Origin of the sequence: Amycolatopsis sp. VC5-11 (assembly GCF_037034185.1) — a bacterium.
Lineage (GTDB): Bacteria > Actinomycetota > Actinomycetes > Mycobacteriales > Pseudonocardiaceae > Amycolatopsis > Amycolatopsis nivea.
Genome location: NZ_JBAGKF010000034.1, coordinates 1 through 20,486 on the forward strand (window position 1 = coordinate 1; position 20,486 = coordinate 20,486).

At 69.4% G+C, this 20,486-nt stretch carries 19 protein-coding genes and 1 riboswitch; of the genes, 13 read left to right on the forward strand and 6 right to left on the reverse strand.

The window, feature by feature from the left end:
* Positions 1–265 precede the first annotated feature (265 nt).
* The 4 genes from WA670_RS43695 (at position 266) to WA670_RS43710 (ending at position 5,715) form a co-directional block, all read left to right on the forward strand.
* Positions 266–1,090 (forward strand): TatD family hydrolase, encoded by an 825-nt coding sequence (locus tag WA670_RS43695; RefSeq protein WP_037820165.1) that lies wholly within the window; start codon positions 266–268, stop codon positions 1,088–1,090.
* A 427-nt stretch (positions 1,091–1,517) separates the two neighbouring features.
* On the forward strand, positions 1,518–2,900 hold the full coding sequence (locus WA670_RS43700; RefSeq protein ID WP_037820292.1) for a resuscitation-promoting factor: 1,383 nt from the start codon (positions 1,518–1,520) through the stop codon (positions 2,898–2,900).
* A 93-nt stretch (positions 2,901–2,993) separates the two neighbouring features.
* Positions 2,994–3,836 (forward strand): 16S rRNA (adenine(1518)-N(6)/adenine(1519)-N(6))-dimethyltransferase RsmA, encoded by an 843-nt coding sequence (rsmA, locus tag WA670_RS43705; RefSeq protein WP_037820166.1) that lies wholly within the window; start codon positions 2,994–2,996, stop codon positions 3,834–3,836.
* 559 nt (positions 3,837–4,395) lie between these two features.
* Positions 4,396–4,486: riboswitch (SAM riboswitch) on the forward strand.
* A 215-nt stretch (positions 4,487–4,701) separates the two neighbouring features.
* A complete protein-coding gene (locus WA670_RS43710; RefSeq protein WP_037820167.1) occupies positions 4,702–5,715 on the forward strand; it encodes an ATP-binding cassette domain-containing protein in 1,014 nt (337 codons plus the stop codon).
* 109 nt (positions 5,716–5,824) lie between these two features.
* Here the strand turns inward: WA670_RS43710 and WA670_RS43715 are convergent, their stop codons facing one another.
* A complete protein-coding gene (locus WA670_RS43715) occupies positions 5,825–6,298 on the reverse strand; it encodes a hypothetical protein (protein ID WP_037820168.1) in 474 nt (157 codons plus the stop codon).
* Positions 6,299–6,419: 121 nt separating this feature from the next.
* On the opposite strand from WA670_RS43715, the gene WA670_RS43720 reads away from it, so the two are divergent.
* The 5 genes from WA670_RS43720 to WA670_RS43740 all read left to right on the forward strand — a co-directional run bounded on the left by WA670_RS43720 (position 6,420) and on the right by WA670_RS43740 (position 12,704).
* Positions 6,420–7,388 carry a 4-(cytidine 5'-diphospho)-2-C-methyl-D-erythritol kinase gene (locus tag WA670_RS43720; RefSeq protein WP_037820169.1) on the forward strand — a complete coding sequence of 323 codons (969 nt, stop codon included), beginning with the start codon at positions 6,420–6,422 and terminating at the stop codon, positions 7,386–7,388.
* Positions 7,389–7,425: 37 nt separating this feature from the next.
* The gene (locus WA670_RS43725; protein WP_336162072.1) at positions 7,426–9,195 is read left to right on the forward strand and encodes an ABC-F family ATP-binding cassette domain-containing protein; all 1,770 of its coding nucleotides are present in this window, start codon (positions 7,426–7,428) and stop codon (positions 9,193–9,195) included.
* A gap of 10 nt (positions 9,196–9,205) precedes the next feature.
* Positions 9,206–10,285, forward strand: coding sequence for a PucR family transcriptional regulator (locus WA670_RS43730; RefSeq protein WP_037820171.1), 1,080 nt, complete (start codon positions 9,206–9,208; stop codon positions 10,283–10,285).
* A gap of 114 nt (positions 10,286–10,399) precedes the next feature.
* Complete coding sequence (locus tag WA670_RS43735) at positions 10,400–10,948, forward strand: nuclear transport factor 2 family protein (protein WP_037820172.1); 549 nt, start codon at positions 10,400–10,402, stop codon at positions 10,946–10,948.
* A gap of 67 nt (positions 10,949–11,015) precedes the next feature.
* Positions 11,016–12,704, forward strand: coding sequence for a fatty acyl-AMP ligase (locus WA670_RS43740; protein WP_134670246.1), 1,689 nt, complete (start codon positions 11,016–11,018; stop codon positions 12,702–12,704).
* 66 nt (positions 12,705–12,770) lie between these two features.
* Here WA670_RS43740 and WA670_RS43745 read toward each other — a convergent pair whose 3' ends face one another.
* The 3 genes from WA670_RS43745 to WA670_RS43755 all read right to left on the reverse strand — a co-directional run bounded on the left by WA670_RS43745 (position 12,771) and on the right by WA670_RS43755 (position 14,885).
* Positions 12,771–13,139 (reverse strand): DivIVA domain-containing protein, encoded by a 369-nt coding sequence (locus tag WA670_RS43745; RefSeq protein ID WP_037820175.1) that lies wholly within the window; start codon positions 13,137–13,139, stop codon positions 12,771–12,773.
* Positions 13,140–13,681: 542 nt separating this feature from the next.
* Positions 13,682–14,275 (reverse strand): aminoacyl-tRNA hydrolase, encoded by a 594-nt coding sequence (gene pth / locus WA670_RS43750; RefSeq protein WP_134670244.1) that lies wholly within the window; start codon positions 14,273–14,275, stop codon positions 13,682–13,684.
* Positions 14,276–14,285: 10 nt separating this feature from the next.
* A complete protein-coding gene (locus WA670_RS43755; RefSeq protein ID WP_037820179.1) occupies positions 14,286–14,885 on the reverse strand; it encodes a 50S ribosomal protein L25/general stress protein Ctc in 600 nt (199 codons plus the stop codon).
* Positions 14,886–15,210: 325 nt separating this feature from the next.
* Here WA670_RS43755 and WA670_RS43760 point away from each other — a divergent pair, with 325 nt between their 5' ends.
* Both WA670_RS43760 and WA670_RS43765 read left to right on the forward strand, forming a co-directional pair.
* Positions 15,211–16,326 carry a hypothetical protein gene (locus tag WA670_RS43760; RefSeq protein WP_238604211.1) on the forward strand — a complete coding sequence of 372 codons (1,116 nt, stop codon included), beginning with the start codon at positions 15,211–15,213 and terminating at the stop codon, positions 16,324–16,326.
* A 102-nt stretch (positions 16,327–16,428) separates the two neighbouring features.
* Positions 16,429–17,073 carry an NAD(P)-dependent oxidoreductase gene (locus tag WA670_RS43765; protein ID WP_037820183.1) on the forward strand — a complete coding sequence of 215 codons (645 nt, stop codon included), beginning with the start codon at positions 16,429–16,431 and terminating at the stop codon, positions 17,071–17,073.
* 48 nt (positions 17,074–17,121) lie between these two features.
* On the opposite strand, the gene WA670_RS43770 is transcribed toward WA670_RS43765, so the two are convergent.
* The gene (locus WA670_RS43770; RefSeq protein WP_037820192.1) at positions 17,122–17,967 is read right to left on the reverse strand and encodes an esterase/lipase family protein; all 846 of its coding nucleotides are present in this window, start codon (positions 17,965–17,967) and stop codon (positions 17,122–17,124) included.
* Positions 17,968–18,077: 110 nt separating this feature from the next.
* Between WA670_RS43770 and WA670_RS43775 the strand changes: the two genes are divergently transcribed.
* The gene (locus WA670_RS43775; protein ID WP_336162080.1) at positions 18,078–18,752 is read left to right on the forward strand and encodes a TetR/AcrR family transcriptional regulator; all 675 of its coding nucleotides are present in this window, start codon (positions 18,078–18,080) and stop codon (positions 18,750–18,752) included.
* Here WA670_RS43775 and WA670_RS43780 read toward each other — a convergent pair.
* Positions 18,688–19,560 (reverse strand): TIGR03621 family F420-dependent LLM class oxidoreductase, encoded by an 873-nt coding sequence (locus WA670_RS43780; RefSeq protein ID WP_336162081.1) that lies wholly within the window; start codon positions 19,558–19,560, stop codon positions 18,688–18,690. The genes WA670_RS43775 and WA670_RS43780 overlap by 65 nt on opposite strands.
* A 96-nt stretch (positions 19,561–19,656) precedes the next feature.
* On the opposite strand from WA670_RS43780, the gene WA670_RS43785 reads away from it, so the two are divergent.
* A complete protein-coding gene (locus tag WA670_RS43785; protein WP_336162083.1) occupies positions 19,657–20,082 on the forward strand; it encodes a pyridoxamine 5'-phosphate oxidase family protein in 426 nt (141 codons plus the stop codon).
* Positions 20,083–20,486 lie beyond the last annotated feature (404 nt).

The window sequence follows — 20,486 nt, forward strand, 5'->3', positions numbered from 1 at the left end:
GCCCCAATGTGGCATTGGGTGCGTCAGATGCACCCAATGTGGCGTTCGGTGCGTGGGATGCACCCAATGCCACATTGGGGCGGGCAACCCGGCCGAAGGCTGCGGCTGGCGGGCGGGTCCGTGAAGGGCTCATCGAGGGAATCTAAGTCCGTGAAGGGGTCCCTCACGGGGCGTCGCTGGTCGCGAGGGGAACCCTGGGGGAATCTGGGTACGTGAGGGTTCCCCTCACGGCATTCGCGAGGCGGGGGCGCAGTAGCTTGGAAGCATGGGTGCCGAAAAGCGCGAACTTCCTCCGATTCCTGATCGGCTGCCGGTGACGGTGGTTGACGCGCACACTCATCTCGACGCGTGCGGGGCCGAGACTGCGGCTGATGTTGCCGCGATGGTCGACCGTGCCGAGCGGGCTGGCGTTGCGCGTGTTGTCACTGTCGCGGACGATCTCGCGGCTGCTCGCTGGGCTTCCGAAGCGTCCACCTGGGACTCGCGGGTCTTCGCTGCGGTGGCTATTCATCCCACGCGTACCAAGGAATTCGGGCCTGGAGAACAGTCCGAAGTGGAGCGTCTGGCGCGCGGGGAGCGGGTCGTCGCGGTCGGTGAGACGGGGCTCGATTACTACTGGGACTACTCGCCGCACGATGCGCAGCAGGCTGCGTTTCGCTGGCACATCGACCTCGCGAAGCGGCTTGGCAAGGCGCTGATGATCCACGACCGCGACGCGCACGAGGACGTGCTTCGCATCCTCGACGAGGAAGGTGCGCCCGAGACGGTCGTCTTCCACTGCTTCTCCGGCGACGAGCACATCGCGCGGCGCTGTGTCGACAAGGGCTACATCCTGTCCTTCGCGGGCACGGTCACCTTTAAGAACGCGCGCGGGCTGCACGAGGCCGCGCGTCTTGTGCCGCGTGGACAGTTCCTCGCGGAGACTGACGCGCCGTTTCTGACCCCTCATCCCTACCGTGGGCGGCCGAACGAGCCGTATTGCACCGCCTACACCGTTCGCTTCCTCGCTCAACTGCGCGGCGAAGCGGTCCACGAGGTGGCCGAAGCGGTCCGGACCACTGCCGAACGCGCATACCGGCTGCCTGCGTGATTCCGTAGTGTCACAACGGGTTGCACGGATTGCGACATTCGAGACCGCGCATTCGTCCACCTGATGAGTGACGCAAGTCACGACACTCCGGGGGGTGTTTGCGCAACCTGCCGACACCCGTTACTGTCCCGTGATCGTGCCGGTCGGTACCGCGCAGCGGAACCGGCTGATACGCCCACCAGTCACGTCAGTGCACGTCGGGGAAGCGGAACCGGGGTTGGTACGACCTGGGACCGTGACGATGGCGCTGGCTGGGGGTGTCGGACTTGAGAGGCGCGCCCGAGGGTGCGTCGCGAACGAAGGACGACGCGCGAGGTACGCGCGATGTCTTGGGAAAGGGAACGACCCGGTGACTGGTAGTCGGCAGGATGATTCGCGTCTTGACGCGGGTTCGGCGTATTTCTCCTCCTCCGAGTCCTCGGTGGCCGTGCTCGACCGCGAGCTCGAGGACACCGCCTACGGGCAGCTTGACTTCTCCGACGAGCTCCGCGTGACCGAGCAGGACGTGCTCGCCGCGCTGGGGCCGGACGCCGACCTGCTGATGTCGGAAATCGACGTCGACGTCGACGAGCTGATCCGGCTCATCAACGCGGAAACCACGATGCTTCCGCCGCTCGTTCTCCCGGACGAGGTCGAGCAGGACCGCACCGCCTCCCCGCAGGCCAAGAAGGCCGCGGTCGAGGAAGGGCTGCGCGAGGCGACCAAGACCTGGAAGCGCCGCTTCCTCAAGGGTGCCGTGCTCTCGCTGCTGGTCACCGTCGGCGGTGGCGGCGCGGCGGCGCTCGCGATGAACAAGAGCATCACCGTCGACGTCGACGGCCACCAGCAGACCGTGCACAGCTTCGGCGGCACCGTCGGCGACGTGCTCAAGGACGCGGGCCTCTCGGTCGGCGAGCACGACGCGCTTTCGCCCTCGCCGCAGGCGGCGGTCGGCGACGGCGGCGTCATCAAGCTCGAGCGCGGCCGTCAGCTGAACCTCGTCGTGGACGGCGTGTCCCGGCCCTCTTGGGTCCGCGCGACCACGCTCGGCGAGGCCATGAACCAGCTCGGCATGGGCAGCATGCTTTCCCAGGGCGCGTGGACGTCGATGCCGTCGTCCGGCGAACTGCCGCTGGAGGGCTCGACCGTCCAGGTCAAGACCCTCAAGCACATCACGCTTTTCGACGGCACCAACGCGCCGCGCAAGGTGGACACCACCGCGGTGACCACCAAGGAGCTCGCCTCCGACCTCAAGCTGAACCTCGGCCCGGACGACGCGATCGAGGGCGGTCTCGACGTCAGCCTGAAGAACGGCGCCGAGGTCCACGTCAGCCGCATGGGCGTGTCGATGGTCAACCAGGAAGAGACCATCGACCCCGAGGTGCAGAAGGTCGACGACCCGACGCAGCTGCAGGGCCAGCAGAGCGTCGAGGACCCGGGCACGCCGGGCAAGAAGCTGGTGACCTACAAGGTCACGAAGAAAAACGGCGAAGAGATCGCGCGCGAGCACGTCTCGGAGAAGGTCCTCGTCGAGGCCAAGGCCAAGATCATCAAGGTCGGCACCAAGAAGCCGCCGGCCCCGGCCATCGGCGACACCGGCGCGTGGGACCGCATCGCGCAGTGCGAGTCGGGCGGCAACTGGTCGATCAACACCGGCAACGGCTACTACGGCGGCCTGCAGTTCGACCGGCAGACCTGGAACGCCTACGGCGGCCAGCAGTACGCCCCCACCGCCGACAAGGCGACCCGCGAGCAGCAGATCGCGATCGCCGAGAAGGTGCGCGACGCCCGCGGCGGCTACAGCGCCTGGGGCTGCGGCTACAAAGCCTGAGTTACGCTCCGATTTTCCGGCAGGCGGCCGGGAGCCTCGCGCTCCCGGCCGCCTGTTTTCGTCCGCCGCGCCGCCGCTGGGTAGGCTCGTCCGGTGGTGGAACTGCTGGGGCCTGCCGAAATCCGCGGGCTGGCCGACGAACTCGACGTCCGGCCCACGAAGAAACTCGGGCAGAACTTCGTGCACGACCCCAACACGGTCCGCCGCATCGTCGAACTCGGCGGCGTGCAGCCGGGGGACGTCGTCCTGGAGGTCGGACCCGGTCTCGGCTCGCTGACGCTCGGCCTGCTGGCCGCGGGCGCTCAGGTCGTCGCTGTGGAGATCGATCCGGTGCTGGCCGCCCGCCTGCCCCGCACAGTCGCCGAGCGCGCGCCTGAGGCCGCGGACCGGCTGACCGTCGTCGGCGCCGACGCGCTCCGGGTGCGGGCGGCTGATCTGCCCGCTGAGCCGGTGTCGATCGTCGCGAACCTGCCGTACAACGTCGCGGTGCCGGTGGTGCTGCACCTGCTGGCCGAGCTGCCGTCGCTGCGCAGCGGGCTCGTCATGGTCCAGACCGAGGTCGCCGACCGGATGGCGGCCGGGCCAGGGAGCCGCACTTACGGCGTGCCGAGCGTGAAGCTCGCTTGGTACGGGCCCGCGCGCAAGGTGGCCGCCGTGCCGCGCGCGGTGTTCTGGCCGGTGCCGAACGTCGATTCCGCTCTGGTCTCGTTCACCCGGACCGACCCGGTTTCCGGAGTGGATCGGGCCCGGCTGTTCGCGGTGGTCGACGCGGCGTTCTCCCAGCGGCGCAAGACATTGCGGGCCGCGCTGGCCGGGTGGGCTGGTTCCGCCGAGCGGGCTGGCGAGTTGCTCGCCGAGGCGGGGATCGACCCGAAGACGCGCGGGGAGCAGTTGGACGTGCACGCTTTCGCGCGGATCGCGGCTGCCGGAATGTGACCCACCTCCCCCAGGGTGCTCGCCTTGCGACTTCCAACGGCGGCGTCGGAGCAGGTATTCCCTGGTTTCGCTGCGTTCTTCGATGATCTTGTGTCGTCGCTGATTGTGGGTCATCCACAGCTGCCTGGCTACGCTTGGTGATCACGCGAGCACGGCTGAAACAGCCTTCCATCTGTGACGAGCAGCTCGGCATTCGGGGGAGTCCGACTGCTCCACGCCCGGGATTGTTCCGCAGGGCTGACCCGAGGTGCTTCGCTTCGCTGACCTATCTCGGCTCGGTCGAGACCCCGGTGCGCCGAGCGTTGAGCCCCGCGAACCATCACCCCTTGACAACGAGAAAACTCTTGTTCCACAAAGATCCTTGATCGTCCACAGTGGAACGAACCCGTTCGCCGCCGGTGCTCGTGGCGAGCGTTTCGCAGGTCGAGGCACTGTTCGGCGGCCGAGGTTCCGGGCTTCCGGTTTTTGGACGCGGTGTTCCGGTATGCGGGCACCACCAGACGTGTGATCTGCACCAACGCGCTTGCGTTCAGCCAATGGGATCGGCTTTACTCGAAAGCGTCCATCCCGAGCGACTGAGAGACCTGGCTCGCCGAAGTCGCAGCAACCACCCTCCGCAGGGCAGGTGCTACCGCCAGGACCGATGGAGGCTGTTTTCGATGAAGAGGGTCACCCGCCCGCTCCTGCTGACCCGCCGGCGCGTAGTCGACGAAGGTCGCCGCTCGGTATGTGCGTGTCAACGCTCCATGGCCATCGCCTGATCGTTTTTTCCGCAGTTTCTTGCGCCGTCCACAGTGGACGGTAATTCGATGACGCCTGGCGCGCCCGGAATCGGTGCCGCGCCTCGTTTGCCTGGAGCCCTTTCGTGATCACTGTCGAAAACGTGTCCAAGTCCTTTCCCTTCCACGGAAATCGGGTCGCCGCGCTGCGCGACGTGAGTGTCGACGTGCAAGCCGGTTCGCTGTTCGGGGTCGTGGGTCCGTCCGGTTCCGGCAAGTCGACCCTCGCCCGTTGCATCGCGCTGCAGGAGCGCCCTGACCGCGGCGTCGTGCGGCTCGACGGCCTCAACACCGCGACGCTCGACGGCAAGCGGCTGCGGGAGATCCGCCGCCAGCTGGGTGTCGTCGGGACCAAGCCGGAGCTGATCGCCGAGCGCACCATCGCGGGCAACATCGCCAGCCCGCTGGAGCAGCTCGGCGTCGACGGCCCGCAGCGGCGCAGCCGGGTCGGCTCGCTGCTCGACCTCGTCGGCCTCACCGCCCGCGCCGGGCAGAAGCCGGAAGAACTCACCGACGGCCAGCTCCGCCGGGTCGCGGTCGCCAGGGCGCTCGCCGCCGGACCGGCCGTGCTGCTCGCGGACGACCCGACCGCCGGGATCGCGGCCGAGGACGCGGGCGCGGTGCTCGCCGTGCTCGACCGCGCGCGGGCCGAGCTGGGCGTGACGGTCGTCGTCACCACGCCGGACGCGGACGTCGTCCGCCGGGTCTGCGACGACGTCGCGGTGCTCGACAACGGCGCGATCGTCGAGCGCGGCACGGTGCTCGACCTCATCTCGACGCCGGACAGCTGGACCGCGCAAGCGGTGCTGCCGTCGGTCGAGACCTCGCGTGCCCAGTCCGCGAAGTACGACCGCGCGGTCGACGTCGTGCTGATCGGTTTCGCTTCGGTGGGCGCCCTGCTGCCCGAGGCGGCCAGCCGGTTCGACGTGGAGCTCGCCACCATCGGCGGCGGCCTCACCCGCATCGGGGACACCCCGATCGCCCGGTTCCGCCTCGGCGTCCGCGGCGAGCGGGCCGACGCCGCGCTGTCCTGGATCTCCGACCGGGGTGCGCACGTGAGCCAGCCGGCTCGCGGTCCGCAGAGCGTCGTCGCCGCCTGATTTCCTTTTAACTGAGCGGTTTTCCGAGGGCCGTCCCATGCGATGGGGGCGGCCCTCGCCGCGTTCGCGGGACGCGTCGCCCGAGAAATCAGGTCGCCGGGTCAAAGTTTCAGGACAAGTGTCCTGAATTCTGTCCATTGTGGTCGTTCCGGCGCAGGATCTCCGCCAGCTCCGGATCCGCGTGCGCCTCGGCGGTCTGTTTCCACTTCGCCGCGAGGGCGGCGAACGGCACCGGGTTGCCGAGGGATTCGGCTCGCTCCAGGGTTTCGACCAGTTCGCCGACGAATGTCCGTACCTCTTCCGCGGACAGGTACCGCGCCCACGGGAACGCGGCGGGCAGCGCCTCGGCGGCGAGCGCAGCGGTCTCGGCGCTGCGGCGCATCAGTTCCGCGAGGATCGTGACGGTCGCCGAAAACCCGGCCGCCGCCTGTTCGGCGCGCTCGGCGGTCACGAGCAGCAGATCGGGTTTGTCCTTCTCCCGTCGGCGAATCCGGACCGAACGGGTCGGCGAACTTTCGAGCCGGTCGGTGACCCGGCGCGGGTGCAGGGACAGCTCGGACAGGTTGACCTCCGGCGCGCGCATAGTTCCAAAGTAGTTCCAAATTAGTCCGGATGGCCACTCCGGAGCGACGGTTGGGGGAACTTCCGTGCCGACGTTTTCTCCTGGCGACACCTGGTCAGCGCCAGCCACGTAGGCTGGACGGGTGCTCGCCGTCGTACCACCACCAGTCACCGTCCGGGTCCCGGCCAAGGTCAACCTGCACCTGGCCGTCGGCGACCTGCGGGCGGACGGGTTCCACGAGCTGGTCACCGTCTTCCAGGCGCTTTCGCTCACCGACGAGGTGACCGTCGCCGCCACCGACGAGCCAGGGCTCGAGGTGTACGGCGAGGGGGAGCGCACGGTGCCCACCGACGGCGCCAACCTCGCCTGGCGCGCGGCGCGCGAGCTGGCCTCCTACGCCGGACGGCCGGACGCGGATGAGCCGAAGGTGCGAATCGTGCTGCGCAAGGGCATTCCGGTCGCCGGCGGCATGGCGGGCGGGAGCGCGGACGCGGCGGCGGCGCTGGTCGGGCTCTCGTCGCTCTGGAAGCTCGACATCACCCGCGACGAGCTGGCCACCATCGCCGGCCGGCTGGGCAGTGACGTGCCCTTCGCGCTGTACGGCGGCACTGCGCTCGGCACCGGCCGCGGCGAGCAGCTCGTTCCGGTGCTCGCTCGCCACACGTTCCACTGGGTGCTCGCCTTCGACGAGGAAGGCCTGTCCACGCCCAAGGTGTTCGGCGAACTCGACCGGCTGCGCGCCGACGGCAAACCGCCGCGGATCGGGTCGCACACGCCGGTCGTGGAGGCGCTCGCGTCGGGTGATCCTCGCCAACTAGCCCTGTTGCTCGGCAACGACTTGCAGGCGGCCGCGGTGTCGCTGCGGCCCGGCCTGCGCCGCACGCTGCGCGCCGGGGTGAACGCGGGCGCGCTCGCCGGATGCGTGTCCGGCTCCGGGCCGACGTGCGCGTTCCTGTGCTCCGACGCGGAAACCGCGGTCGAGGTGGCCGCTGAGCTGTCCGGCGCGGGAGTGTGCCGGACGGTGCGGGTCGCGCACGGCCCGGTGCCGGGGGCCCGGGTGGTCGGCGGCGACGACGCCCCGCGCAACGCGCCGCCGCGCGTGCACGCCTGAAAGCTCGAATCAACAGTCCACAGTGGAAAGGATCCGGATGGCCAACCTGGTCAACCTGGAATCGGTGAGCAAGTCCTACGGCGTGAAGCCGTTGCTGGACAACGTTTCCCTCGGCGTCGCCGAGGGGCAGCGCATCGGCGTCGTCGGGCTCAACGGCGGCGGCAAGACGACGCTGCTCGAAGTCCTTTCCGGACTGAGCGAGCCGGATTCCGGCCGGGTGAGCCAGGTGCGCGACCTGCGGATGGCGGTGGTCACCCAGCGCACCGAACTGCCCGCGGGCAGCACGGTCGGCGACGTGGTGCTGCAGCGCTACGGGGCTGAGCACGAATGGGCCGCCGACGCGCGCGTCCGGTCTATTGTGGACGGTCTGGGCATCACCGCGATCGGCCTCGAGACCCCGACCGCGAACCTGTCCGGCGGCGAACGCCGTCGCGTCGCGCTGGCCGCCGCGCTGACCGGCGAACTGGATCTCGTGGTGCTCGACGAGCCCACCAACCACCTTGACGTCGAAGGCGTTCGCTGGCTCGCCGACCATCTGCTCGGCCGCCGGATCGCGGTCGTGGTCGTGACCCACGACCGGTGGTTCCTCGACACCGTCGCGAGCCTCACCTGGGAGGTCGCGAACGGCCGGGTCGAGCAGTACGAAGGCGGTTACGCCGACTGGATTTTCGCGCGCGCCGAACGCGCCCGCCTCGCCGCGACCGCGGAGGAGAAGCGGCAGAACCTGGCGCGCAAGGAATTGGCGTGGCTGCGGCGCGGACCGCAGGCGCGTTCCTCGAAGCCGCGGTATCGCGTCGAAGCCGCCGAGGCGCTGATCGCCGACGTGCCGCCGCCGCGCGATTCGGTGGAGCTGATGGCGTTCGCGAAACGCCGGCTCGGCAAGACGGTGCTGGAGCTGGAAGACGCGTCGCTGCGGGTCGGCGACCGGACCTTGCTCGACCACGTCACGTGGCGGATCGGCCCTGGCGACCGGATCGGTCTCGTCGGCGTGAACGGCTCCGGCAAGACCACGCTGCTGAAGCTGCTGGGCGGCGACGTCGCATCGCCGACCGGACGGCGGGTGCAGGGCAAGACGGTCGCGCTCGCGCACCTGCGCCAGGAGCTCGACGACCTGCCCGCCGATCTTCGCGTGCTGCAAGCGATCGAGCAGATCTCCGGCCGCGTCGTGTTCGGCAAGCAGGAGATGACCGCGTCGCAGCTCGGCGAGAAGCTCGGCTTCCCGGCGGCTCGGCAGTGGACGCCGGTCGGCGACCTGTCCGGTGGCGAACGCCGCCGGCTGCAGCTGTGCCGGCTGCTGATGGCCGAGCCGAACGTGCTGCTGCTGGACGAGCCGACGAACGACCTGGACATCGACACCCTGCAGCAGCTCGAAGACCTGCTCGACGGCTGGCCGGGCACGATGGTGGTGGTCTCGCACGACCGGTACCTGGTCGAGCGCGTCTGCGACGCCACGTACGCGCTTCTCGGCGACGGCAAGGTCACCCACCTGCCGGGCGGCATCGAGGAGTATCTGCAGCGCCGCGCCCGCGCGAAGGATGCCGCGCCGCGTCGCGAGGCACCTCCGGCGGAGAAGACCGAGGCCAAGCGCAGCGCGGCGGAAACCCGCGCGGCGCAAAAGGAATTGGGCCGGTTGGAGCGGAAGCTGGATCAGCTCGCGAAGCGGGAAGAGAAGCTGCACGCCGCATTGGCGGAGGCGGCGACCGACCCGGAGAAGCTGATCGAGCTGAACACCGACCTGAAGGCCGTCCTGGCGGAGAAGGACGACGTCGAAGCGCGGTGGCTGGAGACGTCCGAACTCGCCGAGTGACAATCGGCGGATGGACGACGACGTTCCGCGGCTGTCGACGCTGCCCGCCGACACCACGTCGGTGCTGCGGCTGATCGCGCACTTCGACGCGTTGACCGGCCTCGCGCCAGACGCGGTGGTCCGGTCGGCAGCGCTCGTCGCGGGCTGTCCGGTCGGGGCAGTGATCGACGGCGAGTCCGTGTGGTTCGACGGCGCGGGCTCGCCGGTTTCCGGCCCGTCACTGGACGACGTCCAGATCGACCGGCCAGCGCCGCATCCGCTCGACGTCGTCCTGCTCGACCAACTCCGCCGCGCCCTGCGCGCGACCCGGCCCACCTCGCCGCTCCGGCTCGGCGAACCCGGTCTGCTGGAGATCGCCGTCTCGGCCCGCGAACAACGCCGGGATCGCTTGCGCGCACTGCATTTGCTCGGCTACGACCTGGATCAGCCCGTGGTCGCGCTCGTCCTCGCCGGTGCTCCGGAGGACGGCCTGGACGCACTCGCCCGCGCCGGTGCCGGACGGCTGCAACACCACCGCCTGGGCCGACTGACCCTCGCACTGACCCAAGGCGGCCCGGCCCCGCGCGAACTGGCCGGGCACCTGCATGACGACCTCGCCACCCGCCATCCCGCCTCGACCGGGCTGGACCGAGCCGTGGACGTCTGGATCGGCCTCGGCGAACCAGCAGCGGCGGCCGACGCACCCGTGTCGTGGCAGCAAGCCCGCACCGCGCTGCGCTTCGCATCGTCCACTGTGTTCGGTCGCCGCGCCGTGCCGTATGGACCCCTCGGAGTCCTTGTCCTGCTTGCGGAACTGCCGCCGTCCCGGCTCGCGGTGACCCCTGGCGTCGCGGCCCTCGAAGCCCACGCCCGCACCCCCGGCGGCGCGCTCGACGTCGAAGCGCTTGAGTCGTACTGCGTGTTCGGCGCGCTCCGGCGGACGGCGACCGAACTGAACCTTCACCACAGCACCGTCGCGGCTCGTCTGGACCGGATCGAAGCGGCGACCGGCTGGCGGGTCGAGGACGCGATGGACCGGTTCCAAGCGACGTTCGCGCTGCTGGCGCGCCGTTTGGTGACCTCGGATCGCACGCTGGGCGACGTCGGGTAGGCGACGCCCGTCGCCCAGACTGGCCGGATCCGGCGACGCGCGTCGGCTGACCCGCCGGGGCTCGCCAGCGACGATCGAGCACGCGCAACGACGCGCGTTTCCGGAGGGACGCCCATGATCGACCCCACCCGCACCTGGCAAATGCTCGAACAGCGGCTCAAGACGACCGCGAACCCCCGGCACCGGCAGGTGCTCGGCATCGTCCTGGAACACATGAAGGCCGAAGCGGAACCTGATCTCGACCGGCTGATGGCGACGGTCAGCAAGGACGCCGCGTATCACTTCTGGGGCGCTAGCGGCGATACCGGACCGAAGGGCCACGACGGCGTCCGCGAGTACTACGCGGCATTCGTGGCGAGCAAGGCGAATCACCTCGAATACCGGATGGACCGGCTCGTTGTTGACGATCATGCGCTGGTCACCGAGGGCGATCTGCACATGCTCCTTCCCGGCGCGACCGCACGGCAGATGGGTTTCCCCGCCGCCGATCCGGACGCGGACTACCTGTACGTCAGCAGGCAGCTGATCGTGTGGCCGGTCGACGCCGACGGCCTGATCACCGCTGAGGATTCCTACACGTCCGGACCGCTGGAATTCCGGAAACTGACCCGCGCCGAGCTGCCGCAGGCCTATCAGGACCGGGTGCGTCCGCAACCCGCCTGACGCCGGACATCCGCTGTTCACGCCGCCGCGGGCAGTGCCGGAAAAACCGGACAGTAATCTGACGCACATGAGTCGGTTTGTGGACACACTCGTCGGGAACGCGGCGGACCGGGGGCAACGGCGCGGCATGGTGACCGGCGAGCCCAAGGAGCCGGTGCGCCGGACCTGGGCGCAGGTGCACGACGAGGCGCGCCGGATCGCGGGCGGGCTGGTCAGCGGCGGGTTGAAGCCGGGAAGCGCGGTGGCGGTGCTGGCCGCCGCGCCGGTGCTCATCGCGCCGACCGTGCAGGCGGTGTGGCTCACCGGCGGCAGCGTGACGATGCTGCACCAGCCGACGCCGCGCACGGACCTCGCCGAATGGGCCGAGGACACGGTCAAGGTGCTCGAGATGATCGGGGCCGAGCTGGTCGTGCTGGGCGAACCGTTCGACCAGCTCGCCCCGGTGCTCGAAGGCAAGGGCATCAGCTATCGGCTGATCTCCGAACTCGCCGGCGCGGAACCGCTGGCCGAGATCGTGCGGACGGCCGAGAGCGACACCGCGCTGCTGCAGCTCACCAGCGGATCGACGGCGGAGCCGAAGGCCGTCCGGATCACCTACGGCAACCTGTACACCAACGTCAAGGCGATGGTCGACCGCGCCGAGTTCGAGTTCGACACCGACGTGATGGTGTCGTGGCTGCCGACCTTCCACGACATGGGCATGGTCGGCTTCCTGACCGTGCCGATGACGTTCGGCGTCGAACTGGTCAAGATCACCCCGGTCGAGTTCTTGACCGGCCCGCTGATCTGGCCGGAGCTGATCAGCAAGTACGGCGGCACCACGACGGCCGCGCCGAACTTCGCGTACGCCATCGTCGGCAAGCGCATGGCCCGGGTCGAGGACGACAACGCCTACGACCTGTCGAAGCTGCGCATCGCGCTCAACGGCGCGGAGCCGATCGACGAGACGGCCGTCGAGACCTTTGTGGACGCGGGCAAGCGGTTCAAGATGCCGCCCGAGTGCGTGTTCCCCGCGTACGGCATGGCGGAGGCGACGCTGGCGGTCTCGTTCGCGCCGCTGTTCACCGGGCTCACGCTGGACGTCGTCGAAGCCGACGCGCTGGAAGCCGACAACCGCGCGGTGCCGGTGCCGGAAGGCGACCCCCGCCGCGGCACGGACGAGGTCCGCTCGTTCGCCCTGCTCGGCCGTCCGCTGGACGGTTTGGAAGCGGACATCGTGGACGAATCCGGTTCCGTGGTGGGCGAACGGCAGGTCGGCGAGATCCGCCTGCGCGGTGAGGCCGTGACGCCCGGCTACCTGACCGTCGACGGCCCGCTGGACACCCAGGACGCGGACGGCTGGATGAAGACCGGCGACCTCGGCTACCTGGTCGACGGCCAGATCGTGATCTGCGGCCGCCGCAAGGACGTCATCATCATGGGCGGCCGCAACCTGTACCCGACCGACATCGAACGCGCCGCCGGTTCGGTCGAGGGCGTCCGGGCAGGCAACGCGGTCGCCGTCCGCCTGGACGCGGGCAGCCGCCGCGAGCGCTTCGCCGTGGTCGTGGAGTCCAAACTGGCCGGTGACGCCGCTGAGGAAAACCGCCTGGCCAAGGAAATCGCCGCGCGCGTCCGGGACGCCGTGGACATGCGCCCCTTCGCGGTCGTGGTGCTTCCGGCGGGAAGCCTGCCCAAGACCCCGTCCGGCAAGGTCAAGCGGGCCGCTACCGCGGTGCAGTACGCGGACAAGATCGCCAAGAACGCGGCCGATTGATCCGGGCTTGAACGCACGAAGGCCGCTTCGAGTCCTCGAAGCGGCCTTCGCGGCAAGATCTGGGGATTATCGGCCGGGCAGCCGCTCCGCCGGCGCCTCGGCGACGACGGGCCACGCGGCGCGCCCCGCGGTGGCCTCGGTGTGGTCCCGGCTCCCTGGAATCAGCGGAGCCCGCCGTCCGGACCGGTCGGCCAGTTGCGTCTCCACCTGGTCGAGAAACTCGTCGACCTCGCGCTCGTCGTATCCGCGCTTGCCGATCAACGGCTTGGAGAACAGCACGTGGTGGACCTCGGCCGCGGTGAGATCGTCCTCGTCGGCGATCGTCTTGGCGATCCGCCGCACGAAGTCGTCGACCTCCTGCTTGGCGTAGCCGCGGCGGCCGATCGGGGCGTTACCGAAAGCGACCTCAGCGAGATCCTCGGCGGTAAACGGCATGGATCATTCTCCGATTCAGGGTCGGGGTGGTGCGAACTCCTGCAGTCCGTCCTAACCGGTCCCGGCCACCCCGGGAAGCCCGCACCCACCCGGACGACTCGATCAGGGCCCCAGAAGACGCCCATCGAGTGAGAAATCCATCACGCAGGGCCACAACGACTCACCCACAGGCACAACGGCCCAATCGGCTCGAATGCCGCTTCGGGGGCGGGGGACGGACTGGATGCGGTGGGGAGGTTTTCTCGGGGGCTGGGCGTGCGGTGGGTTCGCGGTAGCGGTGCTGGTCAGGGCGCTGGGGAGCACCGGCCACGGAGACGCGCCGGGCGGCTTTGCTCTCGCGGACCGCACCGCCGCGCCGGACACGCCGGACACGCCGCAGCATGGCTCAGGCGGCCCGGCCGGATGCTGGCGCATCGCCGCAGCGAGGCCGCGCAAGCAGCTACTGAGAAACCCCAATGTGGCATTGGGTGCATCGCACGCACCCAATGTGGCATTCGGTGCATCTGACGCACCCAATGCCACATTGGGGCGAAACCAGCAGGTCAGGCAGCGTGAAACGCGTTCTGCGCCGCAGCCAGGCCCCGCGAAACCAGCGCCTCGACCGCATCCGCGCACCGGTCGACCTCGAACGGGAGCTCCTTGCGCTCGACCGTCGAAAAGTCCTTCAGCACGAAATCCGCCGGATCCTGCCTGCCCGGCGGCCGCCCGATGCCGAAGCGCACGCGGTAGTAGTCACGCGTGCCGAGCGATTTGGTGATGGACCGGAGTCCGTTGTGCCCGTTGTCGCCGCCGCCGAGCTTGAGCTTCAGCGCGCCGAAATCGACGTCCAGCTCGTCGTGCACCACCACGACGCCGGACGGCGGCACCTTGAAGAACCGGGCCGCGCCGACCACCGGCCCGCCCGAGAGGTTCATGAACGACCGCGGCTTCACCAGCACCACGCGGGAACCGGCGAGCCTGCCTTCGAGCACCTCGGCACCGCTGCGGTGGGCCTTGAACTTCCCGCCGACCCGGCCGGCCAGTTCGTCGAGCACCATGAACCCCACGTTGTGCCGGTTCCCGGCGTACTGGGGTCCTGGATTGCCAAGGCCGGCGAGCAGGATCAGCTCGCCGGCCCCGGGCAGGTCTTCACTCACGAAAGCGAGTTTATTCGGCAGCTTCGGTGGTGGCTTCCTCGGCTTCGGCGTCCTCGTCAGCCGAGCCGCGCGGGGCCTCGTTGACGGCGACGACCAGCGCCTCGGCGTCGGTGACCAGCTCGGCGCCGGCAGGCAGCTCGATCTGGCCCGCGGTGATCTGGGTGCCGGCCTCGATGCCCTCGACGGAGACCTCGAACTGCTCCGGGATGTGCAGCGCCTCGACCTCGACCTGGATCGTGTCGATGTCCTGGGCGACCAGGGTGCCCGGGCCGGGGGTGCCGGAGACGACGACCGGGACGTCGACGGTGACCTTCTCGCCGCGCTTGACGACCAGCAGGTCGACGTGCTCGATGTAGTTCTTGAGCGGGTGGACCACGATGGTCTTGGTCAGCGCCAGCTCGACGTTGCCCTGCAGGTCCAGCGTGATGACGGCGTTGGTGCCGTTCTCGCGGACGACGCGGGCGAACTCGATGGCCGGCAGCGCGAAGTGCCGCGGGTCCGAGCCGTGCCCGTAGAGCACCGCGGGGATTTTGCCGGCGCGACGGGTGCGGCGGGCGGCACCCTTTCCGAACTCGGTGCGCGGTTCGACGGAAAGACGTACCTCGGACACGGTTTAGCACTCCTTCAAATCACACGACGTGCGGCAGGGGGCGGCGGGGATCGTCGATCTCTGCTCGGGGCGGTTGGCACGGCGGCGAGATTGCGGGCGTGAGCGGACCACGGGGCTTCTCGAGCCGCCGCGTCGATCACGCCGGGCACCTACAGGCGCACCCGCCTCGCCGAGACAACCCGAGAAGTGTAAACCAGCCGGTCCGCGCGGGCCCGCACCGGGTCCGGGCAGTCTCCCCCGCGCGGGTGGGTGACGACACAAATCCCGTCCCGCCCGCCGATCTGGTGGGAGTGGCATGATTTCCGCGGAAAGAGGGGCGGCCGACATGCGGGCTCGATGGACTGCGACAGCACTGGTGCTGCTTGGTGGGCTTCTCGCGGGCTGCCAGGTCGCGGTGACCGGCACGGCGGGACTGTCCGATGCCGACCGGCAGCTGGCTGCCCAGCGTGCGCAGCAGCAGACGGCGGTCGACGCCGCGCTGCAGGCGCTGGAGCAAGCACCGGCGCTGCAATACGACGCGACGCTGAAGGACGGTGCCGGCAACCCGGCGACGCTGACGTACCGCGTCGCGCGCGACGGCAACGGCTTCGGCGCGCTGCCGCTGGAAGGCAAGTCGGTGCGGCTGACCGAACCGGACGGGCAGCTCTACCTCGCGGCCGACGCGGACTACTGGAAGTCGCACGGCCTGGAGGAGAACAGCACCCAGTTCGGCAGCGGATGGGTGCACACCGTCGGCAGCGAACTGCCGGTCGACCCGGCCGCGCGGATGTCCCCGCCGAAGCTCGCCGGCGAACTGCGCAAGGCACTCGGCGGCCTCGGCACCGGTGCGCCGCGAAAGCAGAAGCTGCCGGACGGCACCGAGGTGTACGACCTCGGCGGCGCGCTGCAGGTGACCACCGCCGAACCGCACCGGGTCACCGGGTTCGCGCCCGCGCTGCTCGATCCGCGCGGCGGCCCGAAGCTGGGCGCGGCGTTCCGGGTCCGGCCGCTGTCCGACGCCGAGATCAAGCAGTTCCACACCGATTTCAACGCCGCGGTCGACGCGATCGGGCAGCCGTTCGACGGGCTCGCGCAGGCGAGCGTCACGGTGCTCAACGACAAACTCGACTGCCAGGACTACGTCGGTTCCTGCAAGACCACAGTGGACGTTTCCAACAGCGTCGTCGGCAATCAGCCGGGCTCGAAACCGACCGTGCACATCAAGCTTTCGGTGGAGATCAGCGCGGACACGCTCGGCTCGCAAAGCTGCGCCACCGAAGGCGACGCCGCCGCGGACGCGACCATCACGATGTCCTGCTCGGTCAAATTCACCCTGCCCAACCGCACCGCGAGCTACCAGGTGCTGGCGAAGCCGACGGCGGTCGCCGAGGTGCGTTCGCCGGTCGACGCGAACGCGGTGAAGGCGAAGCTGGCCACCGCTTTCGCCGCGCTCGGCGGCTGACCTGCACGCTCACCTCGAGGTGCGTTTCTTCCGTTGAAGTAGCCGAAGACCGGTCCTTACCATCGGTGGCGTCGATACGGATTTTCTTTGCGAGGAGCGGCAATGAGCAAGCTGGTGGTGTTCGGCGCGACGGGATTCGCCGGTGGCCGGATCACCGACGAGGCGCTGCGGCGCGGGCACTCCGTGACCGGGGTCGCGCGCAAGGCCGAGGGATTGCCGTCGGGGGTCGAAGCGCGGTCGGGGTCGATGCATGACGCGGAGTTCGTCGCGTCGGTGGCCAAGGGCGCGGACGTGCTCGTGATCGCGACGCCGGGCCGTGCGGACGACCAGGGCCGCCGGCTGGTGGACGCCCTGCCGACGCTGGTGGAAGCGGCCCGCGCGAACGGCGCGCGGCTGGCGGTCGTCGGCGGCGCCGGTTCGCTGCGGGTCAGCGAGGACGGGCCGCGGGTGATCGACACGCCGGAGTTCCCGGAGGAGTACAAGCCGGAGGCGGGCAGCCACGTCCTCGTCCTGGAGGCGCTGCGCGAGCTGCCGGACGACGTCGACTGGTTCTACGTCAGCCCGGCGGCCGAGTTCGGTTCCTGGATCCCCGGCGAGCGCACCGGCAAGTTCCGTCTCGGCGGCGACGTGCTGGTCAGCGACGCCGACGGCCGCTCGCACATCAGCGGCGCGGACCTGGCGATCGCGTTCGTGGACGAGATCGAAGAGCCGAAGCACTCGCGCGCCCGGTTCACCCTGGCGTACTGAGCGCGGAACCCGGTGGCGTTCGCGTCGCCACCGGGTCCGCTTCGCGCGTCAGCCGGGAGATCCCGCGGTGCACAGGAATTTCGTGGCGTGCTCCGGGTCGAGCGCGTTGGTGACGAGGTTCCAGACGTTGAGGTCGTAGGCCTCGCCGATGTGCCCGACGGGATCGAACGGGCAGGTGTCCTGGACGTATTCGTTCGTGACGCCCGGTTCGCGCACGAAAGACGTTTCGGTGGGCGTGACCAGTTCGTCGAACCGCGACGTGAGCACGGTGTAGCGGACGCCGGGCTGCGCGATGGGACCGTTCGTGAGCGTCTGGACCGCGCTGCCGTCGGTGATCAGGTTGTCGCAAGCCGGGCAGCCGAACGCGGTGAGCGCCTTGCCGACTTCATCGCGAATTCCCAGCAGGTACGCCAGTTTCGTCAGATTGGCGAACGTGGTGCCGTGCGTGGGCGGCGCGATGGCGACGACGGAGCCGATGCGGTCGGCGATGCCTTGGGTCTTCGTGACGTACAAGGTCTGGAATCCGCCCTCGGAGTGGCCGACCAGATCCACTTGCGCCGCACCGGTTTCGTTCAGCACCTCGCCGATGAACTGCTTGATTTCCGTTGCGGAGTCGGCGATCGGGCGAAGCCCGCCGACGACCGGGAACTGCGGGTACGCGCCGTAGGTGCGGCTGAAGGTGCAGTATCCCTTGGCGGCGACGTGATCCTGCAGGTAGTTCAAGTCCTCATAGGACGTCGCGCCGAGTCCGTGCAGGAACACCACCGGACGCGGGTGTGCGCTGCTCGGCCGGCACGCCGGATCGTTGACGCCGCCGGTCGGGGCGGCCGTGGCTGGGGCGGCGAACGCGGCGGTGAGCAATGCCGCGGCGGCCAGGACGATGCGCAACCTCATCGGAGCGGTCCTTCCCTGTCGTCCTTGACAGTGGATACCCTGGGGTATTGGATACCTGAAGGTATTGAGCCAGCAGATCCAGTGTCAACCCCCGGATGAGGGAGAAGCCGATGACCGGCCGGACGCGGCCGACGCGGGCGGAGACCCGGCGGCGCATTCTCGACGCCGCCTTCGCCGTGTTCGGGGAACAGGGCATCGCCGCGACGAAGCTGACCGAGGTGGCCGCGGCGGCCGGGCTGACGAAAGGCGCGGTCTACTCGAGCTTCGCGTCGAAAGACGAGCTGGTGCTGGCGTTGATGGAGGAGCACGCCGCGCACCGGCTCGAAGCGAGTTTGGCGAGTTTCGCCGAGGCGGACGACGGCGGTGCCGGGCTGGCTAACGTCGCCGCGGTGCTGATGTACGAAATGCGCGCCGACGCGGTGTGGCACCGGCTGCTGGCCGAGTTTTTCGCGATGGCGCACCAAGACGACCGGCGGCGCGACGCGTTGCGCCGGCGCCGCCGGGAGGTTCGCGACACGATCGCGCGTGCCTTGAACCGGCTCGCCGAGGGATTGGACCTCGAACTTCCGTTGCCTGCCGAGGAATTCGCCGTCGTGCTGCTCGCGTTGAGCAACGGTTTGGCCGTGGAAGCCGAAATCGACGACGAAGCCGTGCCGGACGGTCTCCTCGGCCGCGTGCTCACGCTCATCGCCGGAGACGCCGTCGCGAAGGTGCAGGCGGCTAGCGACCTCGTAGTTCAGCCACCACCGGAGCGAAAGTCTCCATCATCGCCTCGAAAACGGTGAAGTAGGAGAAGCCGTACCGCTCGCGTTGCGCGATCAGCTGCTGCACCATCTCGTCCACCGTGCCGAAGAGAAGTTGGGGTGCGTTAAGCAGTTCGTCGACGTCCGCCGCACTGCGTTCCTCGGTCTCGGCGTGCCATTCCGCCGCGGCCTCGCGCCGGTCGTCGGTGACTACGACGCGCTGGATCAGCATGTTGTAGTCGATCTCGCGATCCCCTGCCAGCGAACGGAAATACGCGACCCGCTCGTCCATCGCGACGTCGTTGTCGAGCACGAACGTGCCCGGCGGACGACCGCGGTCCTGGCGAAGACCGGCGAATCCGACGATGTCCGCCTGCTCCGCCGCGAGCTTGAGCACGCCGTCGCTGTTGCCCGCGATGAGGAGCTTCGGCATGCCGCCCTCGTCCTCGACGCGCGTGCGCAGTTCGGCGAGACCTTCGGTGAGGTAGGTGATCCGGTCAGCGGCTTTGCGCCACGGCAACCCGGCGTCGTCGAACTCGTGCTTCATGTGGCCCGAGCCGAGGCCGAGTTCGAAGCGGCCTTCGGTGAGTTTGTTGGTAGTGGCGACATCGCGGGCGAAGAGCGCGAGGTTGTAGAAGGGCACATTGGACACCAACGTGCCGACCCGCACCCGCTCGGTCACCGCCGCGGCAGCCGTGAGCGCGGGAAACGGCGACAGCCGCCCCGGCCCGAGATGGTCGGGAACGGTCAGGTGGTCGTAGCCGAGCTCCTCGGCCCGCCGGCATTTTTCGGTCCACTCAGTGCCGTTGGCCGTGAGCCGCAGGCTGACGCCGAATTCGAATTTCCCCATGGCTAGGACGCTAGCCACTCACGTACGGGTGACGCACCGCTTTTCGCCGCCGGCGGAACCCGGTTTTTGTCGTACCTGGTGGCTAGCTTCGAGGGCATGGTGTTGTCGAGTGAAGAACGGGAACAGTTTCTGGCCGAACCGCACATCGGCGCGCTCTCCGTGGTCGAGCGCCCGGACCGCGCGCCGTTGACGGTGCCGATCTGGTACCAGTACACGCCGGGCGGCGAGTTGTGGGTGATCACGCCGCCGGAATCGCGCAAGGCAAAGGCGATCCAGGCGGCGGGACGGTTCAGCCTGATGGTGCAGCGAGTCGAGCCGACGGTCCGGTACGTGTCAGTGGAAGGCCCGGTGGTGCGGACTCGCCCGGGCAGCCGTGAGCTGACGTGGGAGATGGCTGCGCGGTACCTGCCTGCCGACAAGGTGGCGGGGTATGTGGAGTTCGAGCGGACGCAGCTGGGCGAGCACATGGCGATCCATATGCGGCCGCAGAGGTGGTTGTCTGCGGATATGGGCGAGGTGTGAGGTCGTGCTGGTGCGAGGGAGGAGAGAAGGGTGAGGGGTGCTTTTGGCTGACGACAGTGGGGTGGCTGCTCGGAGCGCGTGCCGGAGACGGGTGGCGCTGAGCTGGCGCGGGACTGCTTGCGTGCTGCGGTGAGCGCGGGCTGTCGCGTGCGGGTGCGGGGCTGCGCGCGGGTGAGGGGCTGAATGCGTGCGGTGCCGAGCGCATGTGCCGTCTGTCCGCGTGCGGTGCTGAAGTGCGTGTGGCTCTGCCGGGGTGGCGTGCTGTCCGCGTGGGGCGCTGCTTCGCGTGCGGTGCTGAATGCGTGCGGTTATGCCGGAGTGCCGTCGGTCCGCGTGGCGCGCTGAAATGGGTGCCGCTATGCCCGAGTGGCGTGCTGCCCGCGTGCGGCACTGAAGTGCGTGTG